Consider the following 12,890-nt stretch of genomic DNA (forward strand, 5'->3'; position numbering starts at 1 on the left):
TTCTTTCTCTCGCTAATTTAGTATGATGAGGAAAAGAGATGTTTCATAACTCAGGAGGGATATACATGATTCTTGGATTACATCACGCACAGATAACAATTCCAAAAGGTACTGAAGAGAAAGCGAAGGATTTTTATTGTCAGGTGCTCGGTTTAGAGGAGATTGAAAAACCAGTATCACTTCAAGGAAGAGGGGGCTTTTGGTTGCAAGTTGGTGATAAAGAGGTGCACGTAGGGACAGAAGAGGGCTTTGATCGGATAACAACGAAAGCCCACTTAGCTTACCAGGTAGAAGATGTGTCCTACTGGAGAAGCGTGCTTATTGAAAATGGTATAAAAATATTGGATTCAGTACCAATTCCAAATTTTGACCGTTTTGAATTTAGAGATCCATTTGGAAATCGAGTCGAAATGATTCAACAACTATAAGTTTCTTTGGATAAAAGAGTAACTTATAGTGTACCTAGTAGAAGGGTGAACAAGCTAAACTTGTTAGCTGTTCACCCCTGAATGGCAACCATACAAAACATCAAAGCCGCAACAAATAAAAACGTCAACAATGCACATAAACGTTTTTGATCCCGCGTTTGCCGTTTATCAAGCATTTTCTGAAATAAATTTGCGTAGGCATAAAATACGCCAATCGCTAATATCGCAGGTAAAAATAGAATGACCATTAGCATAGGTAATAACATCCTTTCATTAGTTCGTAACGTGCGCCAAATACTTTCCAATGACAACCTTATCCGGCGGGCTAATGTGCTCTGGTAACGCATCTAAGCTGAAAAACTGTAAATCGTCCGCTTCCTCTGGATCAAAATGTAGCTCCCCGTCGTAGTCATCACAAATATAGGTCGTCGCTACGTTATACACTTCATCGCCGTGTGGATATTGATAGTAAAGTTCCTTGCCTGAAAAAATGCCAAATAGCGTTAAGTTATTTGCAGTTAGACCGGTTTCCTCATACATTTCGCGAATTGCGACTTCTTCTAACGTTTCGCCTAATTCCATCGAGCCACCTACTAACCCCCAGCAGTTATTGTCAATGCGGTGCTGCATTAACAGTTCACCGCGTTCATTGAAAATCAATACACATGCACCAACCATAATAATCGGGTCCGTCCCTATTTTTTTACGCAAATTCATAATATAGCCCACCGTTAACACCTCGTTTTCTTTTTGAAATTGACGCTTTTGGTAGAAATAGGTTCACGAACTACACCTTTTTTGTTAAAATTATACAATTTGAACCTCCCTCGACTAAAGTCGAAGGATTCTTGCGCTATAAACAGTTTTCTGTTTAGATCAGCAAGCTATCCCCGTCGTCCCAGCGGTTTTTGAAGACAACTAGCGCGCTGCCTTTAAGATGTTTTTCGCTGCATTCGTGTCCGCATGGTCCTCGTGGTGACACTTCGTACAGCGGAATTGTTGGCCAAAGCGGTTCATTTGATCAATATCCCCGCATTTATTGCAGGTTTGGCTTGTGTAGGCAGGGTTGACCCATTTCACCGTTTTCCCATACCAAAGCGCTTTATAGTGAAGCATGGTTTTAAATTGCGCCCAGCTCGCATCCGAAATCCCTTTCGCATAAGTCGATTGCAACATGTCACGCACGTTCAATGCTTCTAAAGCGAGTACATCATACGCACGAACGAGTGCTGTAGAGGCTTTTTGTAAAAAGTCTTGGCGCACATGCTTTATTTTGGCATGAAGACGCGCCACTTGTTGGCGTGCCTTTTGCACATTTTTGCTGTCGTGTAAGGCGCGTTTTTCTTTTTTAGCACGTGCTATACGGCGTGACAAGGTGCGCTGGGCTTGTTTTAGCTGATGTTCATAGTGAAATAATGCGCGTGGGGCCTCAAGAAAGACTCCATCTGACAAAGCGGCAAAATGGGCAAGCCCCAAATCAATCCCTTGATTGACGTTGGTTTTCGGTAAATCATGGACTGGCACATTTTTCACTAAAATAGAAAGGTAATACGCACCATCCGCTTCTTGGCTAATTGTGGCACGTTGAATTTGACCCGTTGTGAGCGCATCACCAAACGAATTTTTTAAGCGAACTGAACCTAGCTTTGGTAACGTGATCCGATGCTTTGTGACAAAACGAATGTTGTGATTCACGGTTTTTGTTGTGTAGCTTTTAAATGACGAATGCTTTTTAAAGTTGGGGAAGCGGTTTTGCTTATTAAAGTAGCGCGAAAACGCCTCATGTAAAGCTTCTGCACTTGCTTGTAAGGCAATGCTATCGACTTCTTTTAAAAAGGCAAAAACCTCTTTTAAAAGGGCAACGCTGTTCACAAAGTCTGCTTTAGAAGGAAAATAGTGCTTTGCTACTTTTGACAGCTTTTTGCGTTCGAGTGCTAAATGGAGTAGGTGGTTATAGACAAAACGCGTACAGCCAAATGTTTTTTGTAATCGTTGTTCTTGTTGTTTGGTCGGATACAGCCGACATTTAAACGCTTTCACAATCTGCTTCACAACAAAACACCCCTTTCTATTAGAAGCGATCATACTTACCACCAATTATGGAACGTACGTTTGTTTTTTGTCACTAAAAAAGCTTGCATTCATCTCATGAATTAAGCCACGAGTGTTCTGGAAGTTTGCATAAAACAAACCGGTGTGGGGTAAATTATCATCGAAATATAAATTTACTACTTTCGCAAAATATCATATCAAACAAATTGAACAACCAATCATGCCCACGGAAATAAACATTTAAGTTCGTAGTAGAGCGAGGTGAAGGCTAATTATTTTGATTAGCTAATAATAGATGGAAAACTTACAAACAATTTTTGAGCAGGCAAAAGAACTGACAGCTAAAGGGAAAGCTGCGTCCTATATTCCTGCACTTGCACAAGCAGATCCGGCAGCGTTTGCGGTCAGCCTCATGTCGATGGATTATCAAATCGAGCTAGGGGACTGCAGTAAAACGTTTACGCTTCAAAGTGTTGTTAAGGTGCTGAGCTTTATGGTAGCAGCGAATCATCATGGCATTGAAGAAATTCTAAAATATGTAGATGTCGAGCCAACAGGGGATTCATTTAATTCAATTGTGCGTCTAGAAAGTAAGAACAATAAGCCGTTCAATCCGATGATTAACGCAGGTGCGATTACCATTGCATCGCTATTGCCTGGGAAATCAATGTTCGAAAAAGTCAAGTCCGTAACGCAATTTATTGAAAAAATTTTAGGCAAACAAGTATATATCAATAATGAAGTTTATTTATCAGAATATCATTCGGCCGATTACAACCGTGCAATCACTTATATTTTACAAGCGAACGGCTTCTTAAAGTCAGACGTTGAGCAATCGTTGCAAGTGTATTTACAGCTTTGTGCAATCTCTGTGAACACATCAGACTTAGCGAAAATCGCCTTGTATTTTGCGACAAATGGCAAAAATAGTGATGCTGTATGTAGCAAAGAAGTGATTAACATTTCAAAAGCGTTAATGCTTACATGTGGGATGTACAATTTCTCAGGGAAATTTGCTGCGTTTGTTGGATTACCCGCGAAAAGTGGGGTATCCGGTGCAATTATTGCCATTGTAAAAGACGGAGAAATGGAGCATTTAAAAGGGCCAATCGGAATTGGAGTTTACGGACCAGCAATTGATGAGGTTGGCAACAGTGTTGCCGGGATTGAGTTTTTAGCAAAATGCTCGAAACACTATGATTTGTTTTGTTTATAGGCATTAAGGCATCTGTAATGCGCGGCTACAGGTGTTTTTTTATGCATTTTTTGTAAAGCAGTGCATAAATTAAATTAAAGAAAAATTTTTTGAAATAGTAATCGCTTACATATTTGACATGTTTCAAATGATGGAATAATCTGAAAATATAACGTTTGGAGGTGCGTACATTGAATCGTTTAACCAACCCTAAGCCGTTCAGGGAATTTATCCCGAAAGTATTGCAAGTAATTTTAAACATTGGTTTAACGGTACTTGCGGTAGCACTATGCGTTATGCTAATCATCGAAATGGTCGAGTTTTTGAAGTTCATCGTGAGTGGTGAAAAGCAAGAATACAAATACTTTTTAGCAAAAATCTTAGTGTTCTTCCTGTATTTTGAGTTCATTACCATGATTGTGAAATACTTTAAAGAGGATTATCATTTCCCGCTCCGCTATTTCATGTACATTGGGATTACGGCGATGCTTAGACTGATCATTGTGGAGCATGAGTCCGCAATGGACACACTCCTGTTCGCACTTGTCATCTTAATTTTGATTATTGGTTACTATATTATAAACATTACGCCGAGAGAACGACCGATGAAAAAATCTTAAATAGAGCTTGCTTGCATGGTGCGAGCAAGCTCTATTTATGTTTTCATTTAAAAACTAAGGAACATTTAGGTAATCTTAACGTTTGTTTAATAAATATGCTAAATAAAAGGAGCAACTATGAAAAGTAAGTACTTAGTTAAAATATGTATTTCACTAGGATTTTTCCTGTATTTCATATCATGGATTCTAAAGTTCTTTATGACAATGGATATTCCGATAAGCTTTTCAACAGGAGAAGCGTTTGCGGTATATATATTGTTAATGATTTCTGTGTTCATGATAGTAATCGGTTCATTTAATATACGAAGTAAACAAAATCGTTATCGCCTAATAGCGATTGTCGGGGTAATACTCGTTTTAAACTGCTCGACTTTTAAAATTGGATGGGACTCGGAATACTTCACACCAGCCTATGCACAGCTTATCTTGTCGTTTATTTTGCATAATGTACTTGTAATTGCTGGTACGATTGCTTTCTTAATCCAAAGAAGAAGATCCCTGAAATCTGATGGATTCGATCACGCATAAGCGTAAAAAAATCTATGCAGTAATTTCAGAATAATGCAATAATATGATAAAGGGAGGGCTGACCATGATCATTCGAACAGCAACACTAGAAGATGCAGCAAATATCGCCAAAGTCCATGTGGATAGCTGGCGCACGACGTATAAAGGAATTATTCAACAAAGCTTTTTAGATAAATTAAGTTACGAGAAGCGTACAACACTTTGGGAGAATAACCTTACCAATCCAGCTAGAAACGTTTATGTGGCACAAACAGGTGACAATGAAATCATCGGGTTTGTCGTAGGGGAAAAGCGTGACACGAATACAGAACAAGGCGCAACAGATTTATCAGCCATTTACTTATTTGAAGAGTGGCAAGGCAAGGGCGTTGGAAAGCTTTTGTTAAAACAAGTCATGCAGAGTTTCAAAGAGCAGGGCTATTACAAGGTGTATGTGGACGTATTGGCAGACAACAAATCACGTGAGTTTTATAAGTATTACGGCGCACAATATGTGGAAACGTTTACCATTAAGTTTGATGGCGTACCAATCGATGAAGAAGTCTATGTTTGGAATAATATTGATGCTGTATTAGAAAAGCTCTAGTGCTATAGGATACTATTTTACGAAAAGAAGGCGACACTATGTGGACACAACATACAATTGAAACAACACGTGGAATGTTTGAATATTTTACAAAAGGCGAAGGAGAGCCACTCGCGATTACGCATTTTTTCTCCCAATTTAATGAGAGGGGTAATTTGTTTGCAAATCCGTTTACAGCGCATTATGAGGTGTTTTTGATTAATGTACGCGGTGCAGGGAATTCATGTGCGGTCACAGAGGATGCCCAAATGAATTTTCCAGAAATTATTAAGGATTTAGAGGCGATTCGCGTAGCACTTGGCTTTGAGAAGTGGGCATTTGCCGGGCATTCTACAGGAGGGATGCTGGCATTACAATATGCAATCCTAGCTCCACAGTCATTAACGAAAATCATTGCGGGGTCAACTGCAGCAAGTAAAGAATACGCGAGCCATCCTGACAGCATGTACTGCGCAGACAATGCAAATTTCCCACGCATTATTGAGATTATGGAGCTATTAAACAATACAGCTACAACCGTAGAAGAGCGCCAAAAGCTGGGATTAGAGTGGTCACTCATGTCGTATTACGATGAGGAAAAATTACAGCTTGCTTTGTCTTTACCGAACAGTGGTAAAACGGTTGGCAGAGCGCTTGATTATTTTAGAAAAATCGAAGTGAAAAATTATGATGTGCGTAATGAGCTAAAGAACGTTACAATACCAAGCTATATTTTTGGTGGACGCTATGACGCGCAATGTCCAATTGAATTTACATATGAAATCGCGCAACTGATGCCACATGCACATGTCACGGTGTTTGAAAAGTCCAATCACCACCCGTATATTGAAGAGCTTGAAAACTATGAGGTGTTAGTGAAGGAGACACTGGATGATGTTTGAATCCTAGGAGGCAAAATTGATGCGATTTCTGAAATGTTTAATGGGATTATGCAGTGTAATTATATTATCAGGTTGCATAGCTGAAGAATATGATTATAGTCCACCGAGTATTATTCTTGGGTCTACCGGTATTCAAATGGTGGAGTCAAATATCGATTGGACAAGGGTAGATGAATATTTAAAACAAACAGAAGACATTTTGACATTAGCAAAACAACAGCCACAATTTCGTGTCCAAGCTAGTAAAGAAGATTATATCCAATTTGATAGTCAAGATTTTGCTATTAAAGAATTAACAGTATCCGTTTGGCAAGGAGAAAATCAACTCCCCTTAGAAATGAAAAATGAAAGAACGTTTAACTTTCCAAGTCAAGTAGGAGAATATGTAGTAGAGGTAAATCTTGTATCTGACAATGGATCGGCTCAATATGTTGCGAACATTTTAATCGAGTAATAATAACAATTAAAAGGAAATGTCAAAATCAATTGAGTAAATTATACAACCTAAAAATCCGTTCCCTGAAAAAGGAACGGATTTTTAAATCTATAAAAAGCTTAATTATATTGCTCGAGCTTTATGACCCTCGTTGCCACGCGCTCTACAAATACAGCATCATGCTCAACAAACAGCAGCGTCGGCTTATAGCCCGTAATCATGACCTCGATTTGCTGCTGGTTAAACACGTCTAAATAATTGAGCGGTTCATCCCAGACAAACAGCTCAGCGGGTTGTCCTAGTGATTTCGCAAATTCCACTTTTTTCTGTTGCCCATTACTCATGTTTTCAATGGCAACTTGAAAGACATCGCGCCCAAAACCTAATATACGTAAGTTATTTAAAAATAATGTGTAGTCAATGCCTTCTGTATGCGCAAAATCCTTGAGCATCCCGTTATTGTCATCGTGGTGTTGGCGAATCGCACTTTGTGTTAACCCATGAGATAGTTGGATTTCACCAGTTACCTCACCGGTAAATGTACCTTGTAAATACTTTAATATCGACGTTTTTCCGCTTCCATTTGGACCGACAATCGCCACTTGCTCGCCGTGTCGTACTTCAAATGTTAGTGGTTTAAATAGGGTTATACCATCATAACTTAGCGTAAAATCCTTTACCCGTAGCACAGGATTGCGGTGGCTAAACCTGCAATTAATCGTTAAATCACTCACCGTTTCAATATTCTTCAATAACTTTGTTTTTTCTTCTATTTTTTCCGTTGTTCGTTTTTCAATGGCTTTGGCACGTTTATTCATGCGCTTTGCTATGGCATTGCCGAACGGATCGTTGCCAGACGGTTTCTCACGCTCTTTTGCCCAATCTGATTTTTCACGTGCAGTTTTTTGGAGACGATCGATTTCTGATTTTAATGAGCGATTTTGTTCGAGCTCGAATCCATCCTGTAATTTCTTTTGCTGCTCGTATGTGGTGAAGTCACCTTTATATAGCTTCAAATCACTTTTTTCAATGACTAAAATATGGTCAACTACTTCATCTACAAATGCACGGTCATGGCTGACAACGATAAAGCCCTTTTTCTTTTTTAAATAATTGGCAACAACAGCTCGTGCTTTAATGTCTAAGTGATTGGTCGGTTCATCGAGAAGGGGGAAGTGGCTGTCATCACAAAATAGCGCGGCCAGTAACACCTTCGTTTGCTCTCCACCAGACAATTGCTCAAACGGCTGCCATAACAGCTCCTTACTTAGACCAAGCAGCTGGCATTCGCGTTCTAACTGCCACAACTCTACTGGCGTCACTTCATCAATCGCATTATACGTAAGCATCGTTGGGTCATGAATGATTTGCGGGAAATAAACAAATTCCTCATCACTAAGAATCTCGCCGCTAAATGGCAGCTTGTTCATCAGTAGTTGCAGGAACGTCGTTTTTCCGCGCCCATTACGACCAATCAGACCCAGCTTCCATTTTGTATCAAGTGTTAAATTCACATTATCAAACAGCGGCGTGTCTAAGGTATCATAACTAAAGTGTACATGTTTCATTTCTATTGGCATAAAGTATACCTCCAAATGTAGTATTTGAACGTATACGCATTAAACAAAAAAATCCTCCTGAAAGTTCAGAAGGATTAGCATTCATACGTAAATAAGCCCTTAGGCGATTATTATGGAATGATAAATGGACAGACTAATCCTATTTTATGTGAAAATGCGTATACATTTTTACGTGTAAAATAGAATTAAAATTTCATCGGCCAGTCATCTTCCTTTCGAGTTGAGTTAATGCTAGTATCGCATGAATGTTTTGATTTTTCAATTAATATTTTGTTGAATTTAATATGCATAACCTATTACGCTAATTGCCCTCCAGTAGCTACAGGCTTTAATTAAAGTTGTAATACGGTTATTGGCTCGTTGTCGCAAATTTCACCGTTGTCACGGAAACCAAAGCTTTCATAAAGCTTTTTGGCGGCAATGTTATCTTTCCCATATGGAATCCAACAGTAACGTGCAGGACCAGCTGGAAACGTGCGTATAAATTTTAATATCTCTTTCATAGCTTCTCGGCCGTAGCCCTTATTCTGGTATTGCTTGTCAATCATCAGTCGCAAAATACAATAGCTGTCATCTGCAATTGATGGTAGTTCGTAGCCGGTAATTCCATAAGTTAGCATAACAAAACCGACTGGCTGCTCATCTACATATATAGCAAAGGGGAGTGGATGTCCTCCATTGGTTGCAAGAACATAACACGATGCCATGCTTGACAGATTAGACGCAACGTAACGGCGTTGTTCTTCTGAAACTTCCAAGTTAAATATAGCACGACGGTTTTCTAATGTGATCTTTCTGAGCTCAATCATATTGCTTTACTCCCTTCATGTCTAAATTACTGTTTACACTAATGTATCGTTATTATCCTCTGATTTTTTGATTTCGTTTTCACGAATTTGTTCTTGAATCGATAACTCGTCTGCTGTTAAAGCTTCAGATAAGTTGCTGTTTTGAATAGTAGTTGGCGATTCTTTAATGCGCTCTGAAAGTTCTTCCTGAACAAGTGTCATTTGTTCTTCCACTTTTATTAATCGATTCGCTTTATACTCACTATGCACACCCCGACTGGCATCCAGCTTCATTTCACTTTCTATTGCGGCTTTTTCACGGGTAAGTGAACGATCTATTCGATGTAATGTTTTGGTTTGCTCCAAAGATCCAGCTTGAGAAAAAATAGCTTCTTCAGGTGTTTGGTTCATTTCTTTTTTTGTAGTAGGTGCATCTTGTTCTTGCTTTTGTTTTTGCGTTTGAGCGATTTGTGCATCAATATCAGCAAGTTGCGTTTCTAATGCCTTCATTTGTTCTTTTATACTCGATGGATCAGTGCCTTTTTCAAGCGCACGTTCTGTTAAACTACTTTTCATTTCTTGAATGGATTCACGCTGTTTCATCAAGCTATCCATCAAGGCATTTTTTTGCTGTTGCCCATTAAATAAATGACGCGCCTGCAACCCGATTGAAAGGGTATCTTTTTGTTGATTTTTTCTCGTAAAGCTTGATTCCTGCGCATGTTTTATTGCTACTTGTGTGATAAAACGCGTTTTTGGTTGAGTTGATATTTTCATGTGAAAGCCTCCAAGATTTTATACCCCAAACTTTCATTTAGGAAGATTGTTTTGTATGAAATTGACTACTAAAAACGCTAAAGAATATTGTGTATTAACTCGAGCATTCGCTCTTCAAAATCAGCATGTCCCCAATACAACATGGCATGTTCAATACTTTCGTTGGCTACTAAATGCTGCACTAAAACATAGGCAATATAATAACCAATTCGGCTATAGCCAAAAGTCTGACCGCCATTTATTGAAAACCATTCTTTAAATATTTCTGCGAATGTTTTTTGTTGCAAGTCCTGCAAAAAAGCAGTGACAATGCTTGCTTTATTGTCTTCACAAAATGTAAGCCATTCTGGGTCACGTTTATAAGCAAAATAAATATCTTGGTCAACATTTACTACGAGTGTGGATAAATAAGTTGCCACGCCTTCTTGCAACAGCCAGGTGAAGGGGCTTGACCATTGGATATCCTTTGCTTCAATCCCATGATACGTAGTGAATAAATGGTGAGTTGCATGACCAAATTCATGAGCTATAATTACGTGAAGTCCATTTTCATCTGGTTCAAACTTTTCGACACAAAAGGCAACATGAGGGTCCATAGAAAGATATGTATAGGCATTTGATCCACCTAGACCAACAAAAATGTAAGTATCTTTGGTAAATTTTATTGGAAAACGTTTTTCGTATGCCTGTGTAATTTGTGGCGTTAACGATATAAACTTCTGCGTAATCCACTGCATTTGTTGGACCATTTTAGGATGGGTAATTAACGCATGCTCAAGTTTATTTTCTTTCTTATAACAATGATGTTCGAAATAATAATTGTAGATATCTGGATACTCATTAAAGTAATTTTCATAGTAATCTTTTGAAGGCTCATATAAATTTAGAAATGGACTAGCTAAATCGTAAATTTTCATGAAATTTTCTCCAATCAAGTTTTATTATTAATTTCTTTAAAATCCCGTATAATTCCTATAAAGGTTTCCAAGTATCAGCATTAGTCAGCTTTTAGGGACCCCAAAAATTGCGCCGGGATTTCGATTTCGACGACTTGTTCTTCAAAAAGTACACGGTACGCTTTTGCATCTGGTCGTGAGCTGACAACTTTATATAATTCAAGCTCCTTATAATGAACAGCAACCCCATCATCTAACGCAATCCCTGCTTGTATACTGCTAGTTTCAACAAGCTTCTGATACGCAGGCCTTCTGTCCGCCTCACCATCATAATGTGGACAACAGCTCCCATTTAAAAATCCCAGGCATTTAATTGGTTCGAGTCCATCCCCAAATGAATCGGTCACACCTTCATCAAACCAACAAATCGCACCGGCACTAATGCCTGCTAAAATGACACCTTCGTTCCATGCTTTTTTTAAAATCCTATCTAGGTCCCATTCCTTCCACAAAGCTAACAGATTTTTCGTATTGCCACCGCCAACATAAATAATATCTTGTAGTAAAATAAAGCGCTCTAGGTCGCGCGTAGGCGGTGAAAATAATGACAGGTGAGAAGGGTGACAGTTTTGCTCGTTAAAAAAATCATAGAATCTTTTAATATAGTTGTCAGCATCACCACTAGCAGTAGGTATAAAGCAAATTTTCGGTTTCACTTTATCCACTTGGTTTAAGATATATAGATCTAATAATGGATTGTCCGGTTCCATGGAAAAACCGCCACCACCCATTGCAATAATTTGTCTCATTATGATTCCTCCAAGTTTTAAGTCGTGAACATTTCTTAAAAATCATGCAACTGCCTTATAAAATCCACCCGCACATACGTCTTGTCATACGTCGTGCCATCTTCATAATAGTAGATGGCACTTTTTTCGTATGGTTCACAAATGGCGTTGTAGCCAAGGTTGGTCACGAGCTGTACCATTTTTGGGTTTTCAATTGGATCCACACTGACGAAAACTTCATCATAGTCTCGTGCAACGGCTAGCTGTTCGCGATAGGCAATGAGAGCCTGACCCATTCCACGATGGCGAAATCCAGGTTTAACATAAAGGTCACTCAGCTTCGGAATTAATGGGCCATTTAATTTAAGAACTCCAAAGCCTACAAGCTCATGTTCCACCTGCGCAACGGCTAAATAAGCCTGCCCGTCTAGTTGCAGCTGAAGATAGTTTGTGAATAATTGTTCGGTATTTCGAATGGTGCATAATGCCTTTAAATCGGCATCATTTGCAAGACGTATTTGGACATTCATCCTATCAAACCTCTATTTTTGAATAATTGATATACGTTTTGAAAATCCAATTAGTGATCGTTTCATATTGCTGGCGGCGTATGAAATGCCCATATAGTGACAGCATGAATTTTTTAATATTCCAGTGTATACGGTAATGTTTTAAATGCTCATCGTGCTTTGCTTGTGATAGTTTTTCAAGCCAATGAAGTAAGTCCGCTTCGGTTAATCCCTTATCTAATAACGCATCAATGACCGCTAGCATGCGCTCGTCTTCTTTATCGATATATGCATAATCCGTGCATAAACATTTTTCTAGTATTGCAAGTACGGTATTTACAGTAGTAACCTCAGAAAAGAGGGGATGTGAGACAGCGCGCGCGAGTAAATCACTGCCATGTGCCACACTATGCGCCCAGCCTTTGTTTTCAATATAGCCACGGTAATCATGCTCGAACTTTAAGTAATCGATACTTTTAGTGAGCACATGCGCTGCTAACGCGTGTGATAAAAATCGGTTGTCACAATCCTTATTTAAAACTAACTGAATGGCAAGTGCCGAAAAGGAGCGCGTTAATACCGCATCACCTTGACGCTCGTTCAGATTGAAAAAAAGGTACTCGTCGTCACAGCACGTAGTTGCAATTAACGTTAGCTCCGCATCTGTTAAATGGTCATTCAAAATAAGCTCACAAAAGCCACTATAAATCAGTGTATCGCGAATGTATGGATCAGGATGGCCGATCTGATCTAGCATGTATGTAAGCAATTGACCTAGATGATCGCTGTTACTAATTTGTTTTAGTGCTTCAATAGTTGAATTCAT

The 12,890-nt window shown here is 39.0% G+C and carries 17 protein-coding genes; 7 read left to right on the forward strand and 10 right to left on the reverse strand.

Translation table 11 applies throughout. The annotated features are described in order from the left end of the window. Positions 1 to 65: 65 nt before the first annotated feature. Positions 66 to 428 (forward strand): VOC family protein, encoded by a 363-nt coding sequence (locus NSQ62_RS09480; protein ID WP_341323679.1) that lies wholly within the window; start codon positions 66 to 68, stop codon positions 426 to 428. A gap of 71 nt (positions 429 to 499) precedes the next feature. On the opposite strand, the gene NSQ62_RS09485 is transcribed toward NSQ62_RS09480, so the two are convergent. From NSQ62_RS09485 to NSQ62_RS09495, 3 genes are all read right to left on the reverse strand, one after another. Continuing rightward, the gene (locus NSQ62_RS09485; RefSeq protein WP_341323680.1) at positions 500 to 682 is read right to left on the reverse strand and encodes a hypothetical protein; all 183 of its coding nucleotides are present in this window, start codon (positions 680 to 682) and stop codon (positions 500 to 502) included. A 19-nt stretch (positions 683 to 701) separates the two neighbouring features. Beyond that, positions 702 to 1,157 (reverse strand): NUDIX hydrolase, encoded by a 456-nt coding sequence (locus NSQ62_RS09490; RefSeq protein WP_341323681.1) that lies wholly within the window; start codon positions 1,155 to 1,157, stop codon positions 702 to 704. 189 nt (positions 1,158 to 1,346) lie between these two features. Further along, positions 1,347 to 2,480, reverse strand: coding sequence for an RNA-guided endonuclease TnpB family protein (locus NSQ62_RS09495; RefSeq protein WP_341323682.1), 1,134 nt, complete (start codon positions 2,478 to 2,480; stop codon positions 1,347 to 1,349). A 295-nt stretch (positions 2,481 to 2,775) separates the two neighbouring features. On the opposite strand from NSQ62_RS09495, the gene glsA reads away from it, so the two are divergent. From glsA to NSQ62_RS09525, 6 genes are all read left to right on the forward strand, one after another. Then, a complete protein-coding gene (glsA, locus tag NSQ62_RS09500; protein WP_341323683.1) occupies positions 2,776 to 3,696 on the forward strand; it encodes a glutaminase A in 921 nt (306 codons plus the stop codon). A gap of 170 nt (positions 3,697 to 3,866) precedes the next feature. After that, complete coding sequence (psiE, locus tag NSQ62_RS09505) at positions 3,867 to 4,295, forward strand: phosphate-starvation-inducible protein PsiE (RefSeq protein ID WP_341323684.1); 429 nt, start codon at positions 3,867 to 3,869, stop codon at positions 4,293 to 4,295. Positions 4,296 to 4,493: 198 nt separating this feature from the next. Then, positions 4,494 to 4,823, forward strand: a complete 330-nt coding sequence (locus tag NSQ62_RS09510; protein WP_341323685.1) for a hypothetical protein — start codon at positions 4,494 to 4,496, stop codon at positions 4,821 to 4,823. A gap of 64 nt (positions 4,824 to 4,887) precedes the next feature. Then, positions 4,888 to 5,409 carry a GNAT family N-acetyltransferase gene (locus NSQ62_RS09515; protein ID WP_341323686.1) on the forward strand — a complete coding sequence of 174 codons (522 nt, stop codon included), beginning with the start codon at positions 4,888 to 4,890 and terminating at the stop codon, positions 5,407 to 5,409. 38 nt (positions 5,410 to 5,447) lie between these two features. Then, the gene (locus tag NSQ62_RS09520) at positions 5,448 to 6,290 is read left to right on the forward strand and encodes an alpha/beta fold hydrolase (RefSeq protein ID WP_341323687.1); all 843 of its coding nucleotides are present in this window, start codon (positions 5,448 to 5,450) and stop codon (positions 6,288 to 6,290) included. Between the two features lie 19 nt (positions 6,291 to 6,309). Further along, entirely contained in the window at positions 6,310 to 6,744 is a 435-nt protein-coding gene (locus NSQ62_RS09525) for a hypothetical protein (RefSeq protein ID WP_341323688.1), read from the forward strand. Positions 6,745 to 6,845: 101 nt separating this feature from the next. Here the strand turns inward: NSQ62_RS09525 and abc-f are convergent, their stop codons facing one another. From abc-f to NSQ62_RS09560, 7 genes are all read right to left on the reverse strand, one after another. Further along, positions 6,846 to 8,306, reverse strand: coding sequence for an ABC-F type ribosomal protection protein (gene abc-f / locus NSQ62_RS09530; protein WP_341323689.1), 1,461 nt, complete (start codon positions 8,304 to 8,306; stop codon positions 6,846 to 6,848). Positions 8,307 to 8,638: 332 nt separating this feature from the next. Continuing rightward, positions 8,639 to 9,115, reverse strand: a complete 477-nt coding sequence (locus NSQ62_RS09535) for a GNAT family N-acetyltransferase (protein ID WP_341323690.1) — start codon at positions 9,113 to 9,115, stop codon at positions 8,639 to 8,641. Between the two features lie 33 nt (positions 9,116 to 9,148). Beyond that, positions 9,149 to 9,871 carry a hypothetical protein gene (locus NSQ62_RS09540; protein WP_341323691.1) on the reverse strand — a complete coding sequence of 241 codons (723 nt, stop codon included), beginning with the start codon at positions 9,869 to 9,871 and terminating at the stop codon, positions 9,149 to 9,151. A 77-nt stretch (positions 9,872 to 9,948) separates the two neighbouring features. After that, complete coding sequence (locus NSQ62_RS09545; RefSeq protein ID WP_341323692.1) at positions 9,949 to 10,788, reverse strand: hypothetical protein; 840 nt, start codon at positions 10,786 to 10,788, stop codon at positions 9,949 to 9,951. Between the two features lie 80 nt (positions 10,789 to 10,868). Beyond that, positions 10,869 to 11,576, reverse strand: a complete 708-nt coding sequence (locus NSQ62_RS09550; RefSeq protein WP_341323693.1) for a Type 1 glutamine amidotransferase-like domain-containing protein — start codon at positions 11,574 to 11,576, stop codon at positions 10,869 to 10,871. A 35-nt stretch (positions 11,577 to 11,611) separates the two neighbouring features. Beyond that, positions 11,612 to 12,085, reverse strand: coding sequence for a GNAT family N-acetyltransferase (locus tag NSQ62_RS09555; RefSeq protein WP_341323694.1), 474 nt, complete (start codon positions 12,083 to 12,085; stop codon positions 11,612 to 11,614). Between the two features lie 4 nt (positions 12,086 to 12,089). Beyond that, complete coding sequence (locus NSQ62_RS09560) at positions 12,090 to 12,890, reverse strand: DUF2785 domain-containing protein (RefSeq protein WP_341323695.1); 801 nt, start codon at positions 12,888 to 12,890, stop codon at positions 12,090 to 12,092.

The sequence above is a fragment of the Solibacillus sp. FSL H8-0523 genome (genome assembly GCF_038051985.1).
GTDB lineage: Bacteria > Bacillota > Bacilli > Bacillales_A > Planococcaceae > Solibacillus.

Excerpts from the sequence above, each read along its gene's own strand:
- NSQ62_RS09540 (WP_341323691.1), bottom strand. The coding sequence starts at position 9,871 with ATGAAAATATCAACTCAACCAAAAACGCGTTTTATCACACAAGTAGCA.
- NSQ62_RS09480 (WP_341323679.1), top strand. The coding sequence starts at position 66 with ATGATTCTTGGATTACATCACGCACAGATAACAATTCCAAAAGGTACT.
- NSQ62_RS09535 (WP_341323690.1), bottom strand. The coding sequence starts at position 9,115 with ATGATTGAGCTCAGAAAGATCACATTAGAAAACCGTCGTGCTATATTT.
- NSQ62_RS09550 (WP_341323693.1), bottom strand. The coding sequence starts at position 11,576 with ATGAGACAAATTATTGCAATGGGTGGTGGCGGTTTTTCCATGGAACCG.
- NSQ62_RS09525 (WP_341323688.1), top strand. The coding sequence starts at position 6,310 with ATGCGATTTCTGAAATGTTTAATGGGATTATGCAGTGTAATTATATTA.
- NSQ62_RS09515 (WP_341323686.1), top strand. The coding sequence starts at position 4,888 with ATGATCATTCGAACAGCAACACTAGAAGATGCAGCAAATATCGCCAAA.
- abc-f (WP_341323689.1), bottom strand. The coding sequence starts at position 8,306 with ATGCCAATAGAAATGAAACATGTACACTTTAGTTATGATACCTTAGAC.
- NSQ62_RS09485 (WP_341323680.1), bottom strand. The coding sequence starts at position 682 with ATGCTAATGGTCATTCTATTTTTACCTGCGATATTAGCGATTGGCGTA.
- NSQ62_RS09520 (WP_341323687.1), top strand. The coding sequence starts at position 5,448 with ATGTGGACACAACATACAATTGAAACAACACGTGGAATGTTTGAATAT.
- NSQ62_RS09545 (WP_341323692.1), bottom strand. The coding sequence starts at position 10,788 with ATGAAAATTTACGATTTAGCTAGTCCATTTCTAAATTTATATGAGCCT.
- NSQ62_RS09560 (WP_341323695.1), bottom strand. The coding sequence starts at position 12,890 with ATGAATTCAACTATTGAAGCACTAAAACAAATTAGTAACAGCGATCAT.
- glsA (WP_341323683.1), top strand. The coding sequence starts at position 2,776 with ATGGAAAACTTACAAACAATTTTTGAGCAGGCAAAAGAACTGACAGCT.
- NSQ62_RS09510 (WP_341323685.1), top strand. The coding sequence starts at position 4,494 with ATGACAATGGATATTCCGATAAGCTTTTCAACAGGAGAAGCGTTTGCG.
- NSQ62_RS09555 (WP_341323694.1), bottom strand. The coding sequence starts at position 12,085 with ATGAATGTCCAAATACGTCTTGCAAATGATGCCGATTTAAAGGCATTA.